The organism is Streptomyces diastatochromogenes, from assembly GCF_002242805.1.
In the GTDB taxonomy this organism is placed as follows: Bacteria; Actinomycetota; Actinomycetes; order Streptomycetales; family Streptomycetaceae; genus Streptomyces; species Streptomyces diastatochromogenes.
Map to the genome: position 1 here is coordinate 647,385 of NZ_MCGQ01000007.1, position 15,578 is coordinate 662,962.

A 15,578-nucleotide genomic window follows, 5' to 3' on the forward strand; every position below is an offset into this window, starting at 1 on the left:
CTCGCTCGGAGGAACCGGGGCCGCAGGGCCGTGGCGCAGGCCTCAGCGCACGAACACTCCCGCCTGGCTCGCCAGGTTCAGGAAGTACTGCGGCGCCACACCGAGCACCAGCGTGACCGCCACGCCCACCCCGATCGCCGCCATGGTCAGCGGCGACGGCACGGCCACGGTCGGGCCCTCGGGCCTCGGCTCGCTGAAGAACATCAGCACGATCACCCGGATGTAGAAGAACGCGGCGATCGCCGAGGAGATCACACCGACCACGACCAGAGGGGCCGCACCGCCGTCCGCCGCCGCCTTGAACACCGCGAACTTCCCGGCGAAACCGGAGGTCAGCGGGATACCGGCGAAGGCCAGCAGGAACACCGCGAACACGGCCGCCACCAGCGGCGACCGGCGGCCGAGCCCGGCCCACTTGGACAGGTGGGTCGCCTCGCCGCCCGCGTCGCGCACCAGCGTGACCACCGCGAAGGCACCGATCGTCACGAACGAGTACCCGGCCAGGTAGAACAGGACGGACGACACGCCGTCCTTCGAGGTCGCGATGACACCCGCGAGGATGAATCCGGCGTGCGCGATGGACGAGTACGCCAGCAGCCGCTTGATGTCGGTCTGCGTGATCGCGACGATCGCACCGCCCAGCATGGTGATGATCGCCACCGCCCACATGACCGGCCGCCAGTCCCAGCGCATGCCGGGCAGGACGACGTACAGCAGCCGCAGCAGCGCGCCGAACGCCGCCACCTTCGTCGCCGCCGCCATGAAGCCGGTCACCGGGGTCGGCGCGCCCTGGTAGACGTCGGGCGTCCACATGTGGAACGGCACCGCGCCCACCTTGAAGAGCAGGCCCATCACGATCAGGGCGCTGCCGAGCAGCAGCAGCGCGTCGTTGCCCATGGTGTTGGCCAGCGCCGGGTCGACGTTGGTGACCGTGCCGTCAACGACCTGCGCGATGCGCGCGTACGACACCGAGCCCGCGTAGCCGTACAGCAGGGCGATGCCGAACAGCGTGAACGCGGAGGCGAACGCACCGAGCAGGAAGTACTTGACCGCGGCCTCCTGCGACATCAGCCGCTTGCGGCGGGCCAGCGCGCACAGCAGGTACAGCGGCAGGGAGAAGACCTCCAGGGCCACGAACAGCGTCAGCAGGTCGTTGGCCGAGGGGAAGATCAGCATGCCGGCGATCGCGAAGAGCAGCAGCGGGAAGACCTCGGTGGTGGTGAACCCGGCCTTCACCGCGGCCTTCTCGCTGTCGCTGCCCGGCACGGACGCGGCCTGCGCCGCGAACGAGTCGACCCGGTTGCCGTGCGCCGCCGGGTCCAGGCGCCGTTCGGCGAAGGTGAACAGGGCGACCAGACCGGCCAGCAGGATCGTGCCCTGCAGGAACAGGGACGGCCCGTCGACCGCGATCGCTCCCATGGCCGCGATGTGCGCCTTCGTGGTGCCGTACCCGTCGGCCGCCAGCGCGACCACCGCGGCGAACGCGGCGCAGAGGGCTACGACGGACACGAACACCTGCGCGTAGTAGCGGGACCGGCGCGGGACGAACGCCTCGACCAGCACCCCGACCAGCGCCGCGCCGACGACGATCAAGGTCGGCGACAATTGCCCGTACTCGATCTTCGGAGCGGGGATCTTCGAGATCGGCTCGGCCGCGGTTGTCCACAGGCTGTGGACGGCTGTTGCGCTCACTTGGCCGCCTCCACCGAGGGCTTGGGATCGGTCTTGTGTACGTCGGACATGGTCTGTTTGACCGCCGGGTTGACGATGTCCGTGACGGGCTTCGGGTAGACGCCCAGGACGATCAGCAGCACGATCAGCGGGGCGACCACCACCAGCTCGCGCGCGCGGAGGTCGGGCATCGCCGAGACCTCGGGCTTGACCGGGCCCGTCATCGTGCGCTGGTACAGCACGAGGGTGTAGAGCGCGGCGAGCACGATGCCGAAGGTGGCGATGATGCCGATCGCCGGGTAGCGCGCGAACGTGCCGACCAGGACCAGGAACTCACTCACGAACGGCGCGAGTCCGGGGAGCGAGAGGGTGGCGAGGCCGCCGATCAGGAAGGTGCCGGCGAGCACCGGGGCGACCTTCTGCACACCGCCGTAGTCGGCGATGAGGCGCGAGCCGCGCCGGGAGATCAGGAAGCCGGCGACCAGCATCAGCGCGGCCGTGGAGATGCCGTGGTTGACCATGTAGAGCGTGGCGCCGGACTGGCCCTGGCTGGTCATCGCGAAGATGCCCATGATGATGAAGCCGAAGTGCGAGATCGACGCGTAGGCGACCAGCCGCTTGATGTCCCGCTGGCCGACGGCGAGCAGAGCGCCGTAGACGATGCTGATCAGCGCCAGTACGAGGATGACGGGCGTCGCCCACTTGCTGGCCTCCGGGAACAGCTGGAGGCAGAAGCGGAGCATCGCGAACGTGCCCACCTTGTCGACGACCGCGGTGATGAGGACGGCGACCGGAGCGGTGGCCTCCTGCATGGCGTTGGGCAGCCAGGTGTGCAGCGGCCACAGCGGCGCCTTCACCGCGAAGGCGAAGAAGAAGCCGAGGAACAGCCAGCGTTCGGTGTTCGTCGCCATGTGCAGCGAGCCGTTCGCGCGCGCCTGCGCGATCTCCGTGAGCGAGAAGTTCCCCGCGACCACGTAGACGCCGATCACCGCGGCCAGCATGATCAGGCCGCCGACCAGGTTGTAGAGCAGGAACTTCACCGCCGCGTACGACCGCTGCGTGGAGGCCGCCTCCTCGCCGTGCTCGTGGGCACGGTCCCCGAAGCCGCCGATGAGGAAGTACATCGGGATGAGCATGGCTTCGAAGAAGATGTAGAAGAGGAAGACGTCGGTGGCCTCGAAGGAGATGATCACCATCGCCTCGACCGCCAGGATCAGCGCGAAGAAGCCCTGGGTGGGCCGCCAGCGGCGGCTGCCGGTCTCCAGCGGGTCGGCGTCGTGCCAGCCGGCGAGGATCACGAACGGGATCAGTACGGCGGTCAGCGCGAGGAGCGCCACCGCGATGCCGTCGACGCCCAGTTCGTAGCGGACCCCGAAGTCCTTGATCCAGGCGTGCGATTCGGTGAGCTGGTAGCGGGCGCCGTCCGGGTCGAAGCGGACCAGGACGGTGATCGCCAGAGCGAGCGTGCCGAGCGAGACGCCCAGCGCCAGCCACTTGGCGGCGGTGCGGCGCGCGGCCGGTACGGCGGCCGTGGCGACGGCCCCGATGGCCGGGAGCGCCGCCGTCGCTGTCAGTAGAGGAAAGGACATCGGTATCAGACCGCCCTCATCAGCAGGGTCGCGGCGACCAGGAGTGCCGCACCGCCGAACATCGAGACCGCGTAGGAGCGGGCGAAGCCGTTCTGGACCCGCCGCAGCCGGCCCGACAGGCCGCCGAAGCCGGCCGCCGTGCCGTTGACGACGCCGTCGACCAGGGTGTGGTCGACGTACACCAGGGAGCGCGTGAGGTGCTCTCCGCCGCGCACCAGGACGACGTGGTTGAAGTCGTCCTGGAGCAGGTCGCGCCGGGCGGCCCGGGTGAGCAGCGATCCGCGCGGGGCGACGGCCGGGACGGGCTTGCGGCCGTACTGGGCCCAGGCGATGCCGACGCCGATGACCAGGCACACCATGGTCGCGCCGGTGACCGTCGCCGCGCTGATCGGCGAGTGGCCCTCGCTGTGGCCGGTGACCGGCTCCAGCCAGTTCAGGAAGCGGTCACCGATGCTGAACAGCCCACCGGCGAAGACCGACCCGAACGCGAGCAGGACCATCGGGATCGTCATGACCTTGGGCGACTCGTGCGGGTGCGGCTCGTTGCCGTTCTCGTCCGGCTGCCAGCGCTTCTCGCCGAAGAACGTCATCAGCATCACGCGCGTCATGTAGAAGGCGGTGATGGCCGCGCCCAGCAGGGCCGCGCCGCCGAGGATCCAGCCCTGGGTGCCCCCCTTGGCGAAGGCCGCCTCGATGATCGCGTCCTTGGAGAAGAAGCCCGACAGGAACGGGAAGCCGATGATGGCGAGGTAGCCGAGACCGAAGGTGATGAAGGTGACCGGCATGTACTTCCTGAGGCCGCCGTACCTGCGCATGTCGACCTCGTCGTTCATGCCGTGCATGACGGAACCGGCGCCGAGGAAGAGCCCGGCCTTGAAGAAGCCGTGCGTCACCAGGTGCATGATCGCGAAGACGTAGCCGATGGGGCCGAGGCCGGCGGCGAGGATCATGTAGCCGATCTGCGACATGGTCGAGCCGGCCAGCGCCTTCTTGATGTCGTCCTTCGCGCAACCGACGATCGCACCGAAGAGGAGCGTGACCGCACCGACGACGGTGACGGCCAGCTGGGCGTCCGGAGCCAGGTTGAAGATGGCCGCGGAGCGGACGATCAGGTACACACCCGCGGTCACCATCGTCGCGGCGTGGATCAGGGCCGACACCGGGGTCGGGCCCTCCATGGCGTCCCCGAGCCAGGACTGCAGCGGCACCTGGGCCGACTTGCCGCAGGCGGCGAGCAGCAGCATCAGGCCGATCGCCGTGAGCTTGCCCTCGGAGGCGTCACCGGCGTGGCTGAAGACCGGGCCGAAGGCGAAGCTGCCGAAGGTGGTGAACATCAGCATGATCGCGATCGAGAGGCCCATGTCGCCGACGCGGTTGACCAGGAAGGCCTTCTTCGCCGCCGTGGCCGCGCTGGGCTTGTGCTGCCAGAAGCCGATCAGCAGGTAGGACGCGAGGCCGACGCCCTCCCAGCCGACGTACAGCAGCAGGTAGTTGTCGGCGAGGACGAGCAGCAGCATCGCCGCGAGGAACAGGTTCAGGTAGCCGAAGAAGCGGCGGCGACGCTCGTCGTGCTCCATGTACCCGACCGAGTACAGGTGGATCAGCGAGCCGACGCCCGTGATCAGCAGCACGAACGTCATGGACAGCTGGTCGAGGCGGAAGGTGACGTCCGCCTGGAAGCTGCCGACCGAGATCCACGTCCACAGGTGCTGGGTCAGGGTGCGGTGTTCGGCGTTCTTGCCGAGCAGGTCGGCGAAGAGGATCAGGCCGAACACGAAGGAGGCGGCCGACAGGAGCGTGCCGATCCATTGGCCGACGGCGTCGAGGCGCCGGCCGCCGACCAGGAGGACGGCCGCTCCGAGCAGGGGCGCCGCGATGAGCAGCGCGATCAGGTTCTCCACGATTCTTCCGACCCCTTACAGCTTCATCAGGCTGGCGTCGTCGACCGAGGCCGAGTGGCGGGTACGGAACAGCGACACGATGATCGCGAGGCCCACCACGACCTCCGCGGCGGCGACGACCATCGTGAAGAAGGCGATGATCTGGCCGTCGAGGTTGCCGTGCATCCGGGAGAAGACGACGAACGCGAGGTTGCAGGCGTTGAGCATCAGCTCGATGCACATGAACACGACGATCGCGTTGCGCCGGATCAGCACCCCGGTCGCGCCGATGGTGAACAACAGGGCGGCGAGGTAGAGGTAGTTGACCGGGTTCACTTCGACGCCTCCTCGGGCCGCTTGAACGTCGTCGGCTCGATCTCGGTCCGCTCCAGGCGCTCCTCGGAGCGCTGTTCCAGAGCCCGCAGGTCACCCAGCGCCTCGGCCGACACGTCACGGATCTGGCCGCGCTCGCGCAGCGTCTTGTTGACGGTCAGCTCGGACGGGGTGCCGTCGGGCAGCAGGCCCGCGATGTCCACGGCGTTGTGCCGGGCGTAGACACCGGGGGCCGGCAGCGGTGGTACGTGCTTGCCCTCGCGGACGCGCTGCTCGGCCAGCTCGCGCTGGGTCCTGGCGCGCTCGGTGCGCTCGCGGTGGGTGAGCACCATGGCGCCGACAGCGGCCGTGATCAGCAGGGCGCCGGTGATTTCGAAGGCGAAGACGTACTTGGTGAAGATGAGGGAGGCGAGGCCCTCCACGTTGCCGTTCGCGTTCGCCTGGCCGGTACCGTCGAACTCCTTCAGGGAGGCGTTCCCGATGCCGGCGAACAGCAGGACGCCGAAGCCGACCCCGCACACAAGGGCCAGCCAGCGCTGGCCCTTGATGGTCTCCTTCAGCGAGTCCGCGGCCGTGACGCCGACGAGCATCACCACGAAGAGGAACAGCATCATGATCGCGCCGGTGTAGACGACGATCTGCACGATCCCGAGGAAGTAGGCGCCGTTGGCGAGGTAGAAGATCGCCAAGATGATCATGGTCCCGGCGAGGCAGAGCGCGCTGTGCACGGCCTTCTTCATGAAGACGGTGCACAGGGCGCCGATCACCGCGACGGTGCCGAGGACCCAGAACTGGAAGGCCTCACCGGTGGAGGTCGTGTAGGCCGCGAGCTGCGTGCTCATGCGTCCACCTCCTGGTCCTCGGTCGCGCCCGAAGGGCCTGCCGATTGAGGCTGTTCGCCCTTGGAGACGGCCACCTGCCGTACGGTCCCCGGCGCGGCCTCCGTCACCAGGCCCCGGTAGTAGTCCTGCTCGTCGGTCCCGGGGAAGATCGAGTGGGGCGTGTCGACCATGCCCTCTTCGAGGCCGGCGAGCAGCTGCTCCTTGGTGTAGATGAGGTTGGCGCGGCTGGAGTCGGCCAGTTCGAACTCGTTGGTCATCGTCAACGCGCGCGTGGGGCACGCTTCGATGCACAGCCCGCACAGGATGCAGCGGGCGTAGTTGATCTGGTAGACGCGGCCGTACCGCTCGCCCGGGGAGTAGCGCTCCTCGTCGGTGTTGTCGGCGCCCTCCACGTAGATGGCGTCGGCGGGGCAGGCCCAGGCACACAGCTCGCAGCCGACGCACTTCTCCAGGCCGTCCGGATGGCGGTTGAGCTGGTGCCGTCCGTGGAACCGCGGAGCCGTGGTCTTCTTCTGCTCCGGGTACTGCTCCGTCAGCCGCTTCTTGAACATGGCCTTGAAGGTCACGCCGAAGCCGGCCACGGGGTTCTGGAAACCGGGCTTGGTCTCCTTGGGCTCCTCAGCCATCGGACGCCTCCTTTCCATCCGAAGATCCGTCACTGACAGTGTCCGACCCGCCACTGACAATCAGCTCCCGGTCGCGGCGCGGGCGGCGCCTCGGCACCGGCGGCAGCTCCTGTCCGGGCAGCGGCGGTACGGGGAATCCGCCCGCCATCGGGTCGAATCCGGGCTGCTGGGCAGCGGGCTGCTCGGCCGTCTTCGCCTTCTCGCGGAACATGTCGGCGACGAAGGAGATCAGCAGCAGGGTGAGGACCCCGCCGCCGACGTAGAGGGCGATGTCGGCGAAGTCGTAGTTCTCGTTGCGCAGGGCCCGCACGGTCGCGACGAGCATCAGCCAGGTCACCGAGACCGGGATGAGGACCTTCCAGCCGAGCTTCATCAGCTGGTCGTAGCGGACGCGCGGGAGCGTGCCGCGCAGCCAGATGAAGAAGAACAGCAGCAGCTGGACCTTGATGACGAACCAGAGCAGCGGCCACCAGCCGTGGTTCGCGCCCTCCCAGAAGCCGCTGATCGGCCACGGGGCGCGCCAGCCGCCCAGGAACAGGGTGGCCGAGACGGCCGAGACCGTCACCATGTTCACGTACTCGGCGAGCATGAACATCGCGAACTTGATCGAGGAGTACTCGGTGTTGAAGCCGCCGACCAGGTCGCCCTCGGACTCCGGCATGTCGAAGGGGGCGCGGTTGGTCTCGCCGACCATCGTGACGATGTAGAGGATGAAGGAGACCGGCAGCAGCAGGATGTACCAGCGGTCGTGCTGCTGCTCGACGATCGTCGACGTCGACATCGACCCCGAGTAGAGGAACACGGAGGCGAACGCGGCACCCATGGCGATCTCGTAGGAGATCATCTGCGCGCAGGAGCGCAGGCCGCCGAGGAGCGGGTAGGTGGATCCGGAACTCCAACCCGCCAGGACGATGCCGTAGATGCCGACGGAGGCGACCGCGAGGATGTAGAGCATCGCGATCGGCAGGTCGGTGAGCTGCATCGTGGTGCGCGTACCGAAGATCGAGATCTCGTCGTCGGCCGGGCCGAAGGGGATCACCGCGATCGCCATGAAGGCCGGGATGGCCGCGACGATCGGCGCGAGGACGTAGACCACCTTGTCCGCGCGCTTGACGATGACGTCTTCCTTGAGCATCAGCTTGATGCCGTCGGCGAGCGACTGCAGCATGCCCCAGGGGCCGTGCCGGTTGGGGCCGATGCGCAGTTGCATCCAGGCGACGACCTTGCGCTCCCAGACGATGGAGAACAGCACGGTCACCATCAGGAAGGCGAAGCAGAACACCGCCTTGATGACGACCAGCCACCAGGGGTCGCGGCCGAACATCGAGAGGTCTTCAGCGGCGAGGTACGGGCTCATGCCTCCACCTCCTTGGGGGCCTTGTCGGCGAGTGCCGCCGGGCCGATGCGGACGAGGGAGCCGGGCTGCGCGCCGGTGTGGGAGGCGACGCCCGAGCCGACGGAGTTCAGCGGGAGCCAGACCACCCGGTCGGGCATCTCGGTGACCTGGAGGGGGAGTTCGACCGTGCCGGCCGACCCGGTGACGGCGAGGAGCTCGCCGTTCTGGACGCCGGCCTCGGCGGCCGTCGCGGCCGACACGCGCGCGCGTGCGGCGTGCCGGGTGCCGGCGAGCGCCTCGTCGCCCTCCTGCAGGACACCGTGGTCGAGCAGCAGCCGGTGTCCGGCGAGCACGGCCTCGCCCACGGCGGGGCGGGGCAGCGCGCCCGCGGTCTCCATGGGCTCGGAGGCGCGCGGGCCGTCCCATGCGCCGAGCCGGTCGATCTCCGCGCGCGCGGTGCGCAGGTCCGGCAGGCCCAGGTGGACATCCATGGCGTCGGCCAGCATCTGCAGCACGCGCGCGTCGGTCGGGGCGAGGCGGCGGGCCATCTGGTCGGGCTTGAGGGCGGCCTCGAAGAAGCGGACCCTGCCTTCCCAGTTGAGGAAGGTGCCCGCCTTCTCCGCGACCGCGGCGACCGGCAGGACGACGTCGGCGTGCTCGGTGACCTCGCTGGGCCGCAGCTCCAGCGACACCAGGAAGCCGACGCTGTCGAATGCCTCACGCGCGCGTGCCGGGTCGGGCAGGTCGGCGGCCTCGACTCCGGCGACCACCAGGGCCGACAGTTCGCCGGTGGCGGCGGCCTCGATGATCTGGTGGGTGTCGCGGCCGTAGCGCAGGGGCAGTTCGGCGAGCCCCCAGGCGGCGGCGACCTCCTCCCGCGCGCGCGGGTCGGTCGCCGGGCGGCCGCCCGGCAGCAGCGACGGCAGCGCGCCCGCCTCGACGGCGCCGCGCTCGCCCGCCCGGCGCGGGATCCACACCAGCTGCGCGCCGGTGGCGGCGGACGCGCGTACGGCGGCGGTGAGTCCCCCGGCCACCGCGGCGAGCCGCTCTCCTACGACGATCACCGCGCCCTCGGTGCGCAGGGCCTCGGCGGCCTTCGCGCCGGGCTCCTCCAGGCCGACACCGCTCGCGAGGGCGTCCAGCCACTCGGTCTCGGTGCCGGGAGCGGCCGGCAACAGCGTGCCGCCCGCCTTCTCCAGGCCGCGGGTGGCGTGTGTGGCCAGCGCGAACACCTGCTGCTTGTGCTGCCGCCAGGCCTTGCGGAGCCGCAGGAAGACGCCGGGCGCCTCCTCCTCGGACTCGAACCCGACGAGGAGGACGGCCTGCGCCTTCTCCAGGGAGCTGTACGTGACGCCCGTACCGTCGAGGTCACGGCCGCGGCCGGCCACCTGGGCCGCCAGGAAGTCGGCCTCCTCGCCGCTGTGCACGCGCGCGCGGAAGTCGATGTCGTTCGTGTCGAGCGCCACGCGCGCGAACTTGCTGTACGCGTAGGCGTCCTCGACGGTCAGTCGGCCGCCGGTGAGGACACCGGCCCGGGAGCGGGCGGCGGCCAGACCGCGCGCGGCCGCTTCCAGAGCCTCCGGCCAGGAGGCGGGCTCCAGGAAGCCCTCGGCGTTGCGCACGAGCGGGGTGTCGAAGCGGTCCTTGAGCTGCGCGTACCGGAACGCGAAGCGTCCCTTGTCGCAGATCCACTCCTCGTTGACCTCGGGGTCGTTGGCGGCGAGCCGCCGCATGACCTTGCCGCGCCGGTGGTCGGTGCGGGTGGCGCAGCCGCCGGAGCAGTGCTCGCACACCGACGGCGAGGAGACGAGGTCGAAGGGGCGGGAGCGGAAACGATAGGCCGCGGAGGTGAGCGCGCCGACCGGGCAGATCTGGATGGTGTTGCCGGAGAAGTACGACTCGAAGGGGTCGCCCTCGCCGGTGCCGACCTGCTGGAGCGCGCCCCGCTCCAGCAGCTCGATCATCGGGTCGCCCGCGATCTGGTTGGAGAAGCGGGTGCAGCGGGCGCACAGCACGCACCGCTCGCGGTCGAGCAGCACCTGGGTGGAGATCGGGACGGGCTTCTCGTACGTCCGCTTGCGGCCCTCGAAGCGGGACTCCGCGTTGCCGTGCGACATGGCCTGGTTCTGCAGCGGGCACTCGCCGCCCTTGTCGCAGACCGGGCAGTCCAGCGGGTGGTTGATGAGCAGCAGCTCCATCACACCGTGCTGGGCCTTCTCTGCCACCGGGGACGTGAGGTGCGTCTTCACCACCATCCCGTCCGTGCACGTGATCGTGCAGGACGCCATCGGCTTGCGCTGGCCCTCGACCTCGACGATGCACTGGCGGCAGGCACCGGCCGGATCCAGGAGGGGGTGGTCGCAGAAGCGGGGGATCTCGATGCCGAGCTGCTCGGCGGCGCGGATGACCAGGGTGCCCTTGGGCACGCTGATCTCCACGCCGTCGATCGTCAGCGTGACGAGGTCCTCCGGCGGGACCGCCGCCTGCCCCCCTCCGGAGGGAGCACTGGTGGTCACGGTCATGCGTTCACCTCCGGGCGGTCCGCCCAGGCCGTCGACTTGGCCGGGTCGAAGGGGCAGCCCCGGCCCGTGATGTGCTGCTCGTACTCCTCGCGGAAGTACTTCAACGAGGAGAAGATCGGTGAGGCCGCGCCGTCGCCGAGAGCGCAGAAGGACTTGCCGTTGATGTTGTCGGCGATGTCGTTCAGCTTGTCGAGGTCGGACATGACTCCCTTGCCGGCCTCGATGTCCCGCAGCAACTGGACCAGCCAGTAGGTCCCTTCACGGCACGGTGTGCACTTGCCGCAGGACTCATGCGCGTAGAACTCGGTCCAGCGGGTCACCGCCCGCACCACGCAGGTCGTCTCGTCGAAGCACTGGAGGGCCTTCGTGCCGAGCATGGAACCCGCGGCGCCCACTCCTTCGTAATCAAGAGGGACGTCGAGGTGCTCGTCGGTGAACATCGGCGTCGAGGATCCGCCCGGCGTCCAGAACTTGAGGCGATGCCCCGGCCGCATGCCGCCGCTCATGTCGAGGAGCTGGCGGAGCGTGATGCCGAGCGGCGCCTCGTACTGGCCGGGGCTCGCGACGTGGCCGCTGAGCGAGTAGAGCGTGAAGCCGGGCGACTTCTCGCTGCCCATCGACCTGAACCAGTCTTTTCCGTTTTTCAGGATGGCGGGAACTGACGCGATCGATTCGACGTTATTCACCACAGTCGGACAGGCGTAGAGGCCTTCCACCGCAGGGAAGGGGGGACGGAGCCGCGGTTGACCACGGCGGCCTTCGAGCGAGTCGAGCAGTGCGGTCTCCTCACCGCAGATGTACGCGCCGGCGCCGGCGTGCACGGTGAGTTCGAGGTCGAGTCCGCTGCCCAGGATGTTCTCGCCGAGGTAGCCCGCCGCGTAGGCCTCGCGCACGGCCTCGTGCAACCGCCGCAGAACAGGGACGACTTCACCACGCAGATAGATGAAGGCATGCGACGACCTGATGGCATAGCACGCGATCACAATGCCCTCGATGAGGCTATGTGGGTTCGCGAAGAGGAGCGGGATGTCCTTGCAGGTCCCGGGCTCCGATTCGTCGGCGTTGACAACTAGATAGTGCGGTTTTCCATCACCCTGGGGAATGAACTGCCACTTCATTCCGGTCGGGAATCCCGCGCCGCCACGCCCGCGCAGACCTGAGTCCTTGACGTACGCGATCAGGTCGTCCGGCGACATGGCGAGCGCCTTGCGGAGCCCCTCGTACCCCTCGTGCCTCCGGTAGACGTCCAGAGTCCAGGACCGGTCCTCGTCCCAGAAGGCCGACAGCACGGGTGCGAGCAGCTTCTCGGGGCTGGTGTCCTTGAGTTCGGTCACGGTCATCACTCCCCCTCCTCCTCGGCCTGGCTCACGGACGGAGCGTCCTGGGACTCCTGGGCACGCGGATGGACCACGCGCGCGGGTGCGGCCTCTCCCCTTGCCAGGCGAAGGCCCACCAGCGAGGCGGGTCCCGCGCTGCCGCTCTCCTCGACGGCCCCTGGCCGCTCGTCGGGGAAGCCCGCCAGGATCCGGGCGGTCTCCTTGAAAGTGCACAGCCGCGCCCCACGCGTGGGCTGCACGGGCCGTCCCGCACGGAGGTCGTCGACCAGACGCTTGGCGCTGCCGGGGGTCTGGTTGTCGAAGAACTCCCAGTTGACCATCACGACCGGCGCGAAGTCGCAGGCCGCGTTGCACTCGATGTGCTCCAGGGTGACCTTGCCGTCGTCGGTGGTCTCACCGTTGCCGACGCCCAGGTGCTCCTGGAGGGTCTCGAAGATCGCGTCGCCGCCCATCACCGCGCACAGCGTGTTGGTGCACACGCCCACCTGGTAGTCACCGGACGGCTTGCGCCGGTACATGGTGTAGAAGGTGGCGACGGCGGTGACCTCGGCCGTGGTCAGGTCCAGCATGTCCGCGCAGAACTGCATCCCGGTGCGCGTGACATGGCCCTCCTCCGACTGCACGAGGTGGAGCAGCGGCAGCAGGGCCGACCGGGAGTCCGGGTAGCGCGCGATCAGCTCGCGCGCGTCCGCCTCCAGCCGGGCCCGGACGTCGTCCGGGTACGCGGGTGCGGGCAGTTCGGGCATGCCCAGGCTGACGCCCCGCTCCGAGGAACTGGTGGTCACCGGTCGACGCCTCCCATCACGGGGTCGATGGACGCGACGGCGACGATGACGTCGGCGACCTGGCCGCCCTCGCACATCGCCGCCATGGCCTGCAGGTTGGTGAAGGACGGGTCCCGGAAGTGGACCCGGTAGGGACGGGTGCCGCCGTCGGAGACGGCGTGCACCCCGAGTTCGCCCTTGGGCGACTCGACGGCCGCGTACGCCTGTCCCGGCGGAACGCGGAAGCCCTCGGTGACCAGCTTGAAGTGGTGGATCAGGGCCTCCATGGAGGTGCCCATGATCTTCTTGATGTGGTCGAGGGAGTTGCCCAGTCCGTCCGGTCCCAGGGCGAGCTGGGCGGGCCAGGCGATCTTCTTGTCGGAGACCATGACCGGGCCGGGCTGGAGCCGGTCCAGGCACTGCTCGACGATCCTGAGCGACTGGCGCATCTCCTCCAGGCGGACCAGGAAGCGGCCGTAGGCGTCGCAGCTGTCGGCGGTCGGGACGTCGAAGTCGTACGTCTCGTAGTCGCAGTACGGCTGTGCCTTGCGCAGGTCGTGCGGCAGGCCGGCGGAGCGCAGGATCGGGCCGGTGGCGCCGAGGGACATGCAGCCGGCCAGGTCGAGGTAGCCGATGTCCTGCATACGGGCCTTGAAGATGGGGTTCCCGGTGGCGAGCTTGTCGTACTCCGGGAGGTTCTTCTTCATCTTCTTCACGAACTCGCGGATCTGGTCCACCGCGCCGGGCGGCAGGTCCTGGGCGAGTCCGCCGGGCCGGATGTACGCGTGGTTCATGCGCAGGCCCGTGATGAGCTCGTAGATGTCGAGAATCATTTCACGATCACGGAATCCGTAGATCATGATCGTGGTGGCGCCCAGCTCCATGCCGCCGGTGGCGATGCACACCAGGTGGGAGGACATCCGGTTCAGCTCCATCAGGAGCACCCGGATGATCTTGGCGCGCTCGGTGATCTGGTCCTCGATGCCGAGGAGCTTCTCGACGGCGAGGCAGTAGGCGGTCTCGTTGAAGAAGGACGTCAGGTAGTCCATGCGCGTCACGAACGTGGTGCCCTGCGTCCACGTGCGGTATTCGAGGTTCTTCTCGATGCCCGTGTGGAGGTAGCCGATGCCGCAGCGGGCCTCGGTGACCGTCTCGCCCTCGATCTCCAGGATCAGGCGGAGCACCCCGTGGGTGGAGGGGTGCTGGGGGCCCATGTTGACGACGATGCGCTCGTCGTCGGCACGGGCCGCGGACTGGACGACCTCGTCCCAGTCGCCACCGGTGACCGTATATACGGTGCCCTCAGTGGTCTCGCGCGCCGAAGCGGCGGAGTCCGCGGATGCTGACTGCGTGCTCACGAGTACGACCTCCGCTGGTCCGGAGCCGGGATCTGGGCGCCCTTGTACTCGACGGGGATGCCGCCGAGGGGGTAGTCCTTGCGCTGCGGATGGCCCTGCCAGTCGTCCGGCATCATGATCCGCGTCAGGGCCGGGTGACCGTCGAAGACGATCCCGAAGAAGTCGTAGGTCTCGCGCTCGTGCCAGTCGTTGGTCGGATAGACGGAGACCAGGGACGGGATGTGCCGGTCGCTGTCGGGGGCGCTGACCTCGAGGCGGACGAGCCGGTTGTGGGTGATCGAGCGCAGGTGGTAGACGGCGTGCAGCTCGCGGCCCTGGTCGTTCGGGTAGTGGACGCCGCTGACGCCGGTGCACAGCTCGAAACGCAGGGCCGGGTCGTCGCGCAGGGTGCGGGCGACGCGGACCAGGTGTTCGCGTTCGATGTGGAAGGTCAGCTCGTCCCGGTCGACCACGGTCTTCTCGATGGCGTTCTCGGGGAGGAGTCCCTGTTCCTCCAGGGCGCCCTCCAGCTCGTCGGCGACCTCGTCGAACCAGCCGCCGTAGGGCCGGTTCGCCGGTCCCGGGAGTCGGACCGAGCGGACCAGGCCGCCGTAGCCGGAGGTGTCGCCGCCGTTCGCGGCGCCGAACATGCCGCGCTGGACGCGGATCTCCTCGCCGCCCTGGCCGCGCTGGCCGGGGAGGTTGGAGGCGGCGAGGTCCTTCTCGGGGTTCACCCCGTTCGCGGACCCGTTCGCGCCGTGGGTGCCGTTCGCGTCGCTCACCGCAGCAGCCCCTTCATCTCGATCGTGGGCAGGGCCTTGAGCGCCGCCTCCTCCGCCTCACGGGCCGCCTCCTCGGCGTTCACGCCGAGCTTGGAGGTCTGGATCTTGTGGTGGAGCTTGAGGATCGCGTCCAACAGCATCTCCGGCCGGGGCGGGCAGCCGGGGAGATAGATGTCGACGGGGACGATGTGGTCGACGCCCTGGACGATCGCGTAGTTGTTGAACATGCCGCCCGAGGAGGCGCAGACGCCCATGGAGATCACCCACTTCGGGTTGGGCATCTGGTCGTAGACCTGCCTGAGCACCGGGGCCATCTTCTGGCTGACCCGGCCGGCGACGATCATCAGGTCCGCCTGGCGCGGCGAGCCGCGGAAGACCTCCATGCCGAAGCGCGCGAGGTCGTAGCGGCCGGCGCCGGTGGTCATCATCTCGATGGCGCAGCAGGCCAGGCCGAAGGTGGCCGGGAAGACGGACGCCTTGCGCACCCAGCCCGCGGCCTGCTCGACGGTGGTCAGCAGGAAGCCGCTCGGCAGCTTTTCTTCGAGTCCCATGTCTAAAG

13 protein-coding genes are annotated in these 15,578 nt (G+C 69.1%); all 13 read right to left on the minus strand.

From position 1 onward, the window contains the following. Positions 1-42 precede the first annotated feature (42 nt). Genes nuoN through BEK98_RS07615 form a run of 13 tightly spaced genes read right to left on the minus strand, consistent with a single transcriptional unit; the run spans position 43 to position 15,570 of the window. Entirely contained in the window at positions 43-1,692 is a 1,650-nt protein-coding gene (nuoN, locus tag BEK98_RS07555) for an NADH-quinone oxidoreductase subunit NuoN (RefSeq protein WP_094215580.1), read from the minus strand. Next, positions 1,689-3,260, minus strand: coding sequence for an NADH-quinone oxidoreductase subunit M (locus BEK98_RS07560; protein ID WP_094215581.1), 1,572 nt, complete (start codon positions 3,258-3,260; stop codon positions 1,689-1,691). The genes nuoN and BEK98_RS07560 overlap by 4 nt, the downstream gene beginning before the upstream one ends. A 5-nt stretch (positions 3,261-3,265) precedes the next feature. Next, entirely contained in the window at positions 3,266-5,161 is a 1,896-nt protein-coding gene (nuoL, locus tag BEK98_RS07565; RefSeq protein ID WP_094215582.1) for an NADH-quinone oxidoreductase subunit L, read from the minus strand. 15 nt (positions 5,162-5,176) lie between these two features. Next, positions 5,177-5,476: an NADH-quinone oxidoreductase subunit NuoK gene (nuoK, locus tag BEK98_RS07570; RefSeq protein ID WP_073901863.1), complete on the minus strand. Its 300-nt coding sequence runs from the start codon at positions 5,474-5,476 to the stop codon at positions 5,177-5,179. Next, the gene (locus tag BEK98_RS07575) at positions 5,473-6,315 is read right to left on the minus strand and encodes an NADH-quinone oxidoreductase subunit J (protein ID WP_094215583.1); all 843 of its coding nucleotides are present in this window, start codon (positions 6,313-6,315) and stop codon (positions 5,473-5,475) included. Before BEK98_RS07575 ends, nuoK begins: the two co-directional genes overlap by 4 nt. Continuing rightward, entirely contained in the window at positions 6,312-6,941 is a 630-nt protein-coding gene (gene nuoI / locus BEK98_RS07580; RefSeq protein WP_094215584.1) for an NADH-quinone oxidoreductase subunit NuoI, read from the minus strand. Before nuoI ends, BEK98_RS07575 begins: the two co-directional genes overlap by 4 nt. Further along, a complete protein-coding gene (gene nuoH / locus BEK98_RS07585) occupies positions 6,934-8,298 on the minus strand; it encodes an NADH-quinone oxidoreductase subunit NuoH (protein ID WP_094215585.1) in 1,365 nt (454 codons plus the stop codon). Before nuoH ends, nuoI begins: the two co-directional genes overlap by 8 nt. Next, positions 8,295-10,799 carry an NADH-quinone oxidoreductase subunit G gene (locus BEK98_RS07590; RefSeq protein WP_094215586.1) on the minus strand — a complete coding sequence of 835 codons (2,505 nt, stop codon included), beginning with the start codon at positions 10,797-10,799 and terminating at the stop codon, positions 8,295-8,297. Before BEK98_RS07590 ends, nuoH begins: the two co-directional genes overlap by 4 nt. After that, positions 10,796-12,139 carry an NADH-quinone oxidoreductase subunit NuoF gene (gene nuoF, locus BEK98_RS07595; RefSeq protein ID WP_094215587.1) on the minus strand — a complete coding sequence of 448 codons (1,344 nt, stop codon included), beginning with the start codon at positions 12,137-12,139 and terminating at the stop codon, positions 10,796-10,798. The genes BEK98_RS07590 and nuoF overlap by 4 nt, the downstream gene beginning before the upstream one ends. Beyond that, positions 12,139-12,921 (minus strand): NADH-quinone oxidoreductase subunit NuoE, encoded by a 783-nt coding sequence (gene nuoE, locus BEK98_RS07600; RefSeq protein ID WP_094215588.1) that lies wholly within the window; start codon positions 12,919-12,921, stop codon positions 12,139-12,141. The genes nuoF and nuoE overlap by 1 nt, the downstream gene beginning before the upstream one ends. Then, complete coding sequence (locus tag BEK98_RS07605; protein WP_094215589.1) at positions 12,918-14,258, minus strand: NADH-quinone oxidoreductase subunit D; 1,341 nt, start codon at positions 14,256-14,258, stop codon at positions 12,918-12,920. The genes nuoE and BEK98_RS07605 overlap by 4 nt, the downstream gene beginning before the upstream one ends. Beyond that, positions 14,255-15,019 (minus strand): NADH-quinone oxidoreductase subunit C, encoded by a 765-nt coding sequence (locus BEK98_RS07610; protein WP_094215590.1) that lies wholly within the window; start codon positions 15,017-15,019, stop codon positions 14,255-14,257. Before BEK98_RS07610 ends, BEK98_RS07605 begins: the two co-directional genes overlap by 4 nt. After that, positions 15,016-15,570: a NuoB/complex I 20 kDa subunit family protein gene (locus BEK98_RS07615; protein WP_094215591.1), complete on the minus strand. Its 555-nt coding sequence runs from the start codon at positions 15,568-15,570 to the stop codon at positions 15,016-15,018. The genes BEK98_RS07610 and BEK98_RS07615 overlap by 4 nt, the downstream gene beginning before the upstream one ends. Positions 15,571-15,578 lie beyond the last annotated feature (8 nt).

Bases quoted from the DNA above. Each gene is read 5' to 3' on its own strand.
- BEK98_RS07560 (WP_094215581.1), bottom strand. From the start codon at position 3,260: ATGTCCTTTCCTCTACTGACAGCGACGGCGGCGCTCCCGGCCATCGGG.
- BEK98_RS07575 (WP_094215583.1), bottom strand. From the start codon at position 6,315: ATGAGCACGCAGCTCGCGGCCTACACGACCTCCACCGGTGAGGCCTTC.
- nuoI (WP_094215584.1), bottom strand. From the start codon at position 6,941: ATGGCTGAGGAGCCCAAGGAGACCAAGCCCGGTTTCCAGAACCCCGTG.
- nuoH (WP_094215585.1), bottom strand. From the start codon at position 8,298: ATGAGCCCGTACCTCGCCGCTGAAGACCTCTCGATGTTCGGCCGCGAC.
- BEK98_RS07590 (WP_094215586.1), bottom strand. From the start codon at position 10,799: ATGACCGTGACCACCAGTGCTCCCTCCGGAGGGGGGCAGGCGGCGGTC.
- nuoF (WP_094215587.1), bottom strand. From the start codon at position 12,139: ATGACCGTGACCGAACTCAAGGACACCAGCCCCGAGAAGCTGCTCGCA.
- BEK98_RS07615 (WP_094215591.1), bottom strand. From the start codon at position 15,570: ATGGGACTCGAAGAAAAGCTGCCGAGCGGCTTCCTGCTGACCACCGTC.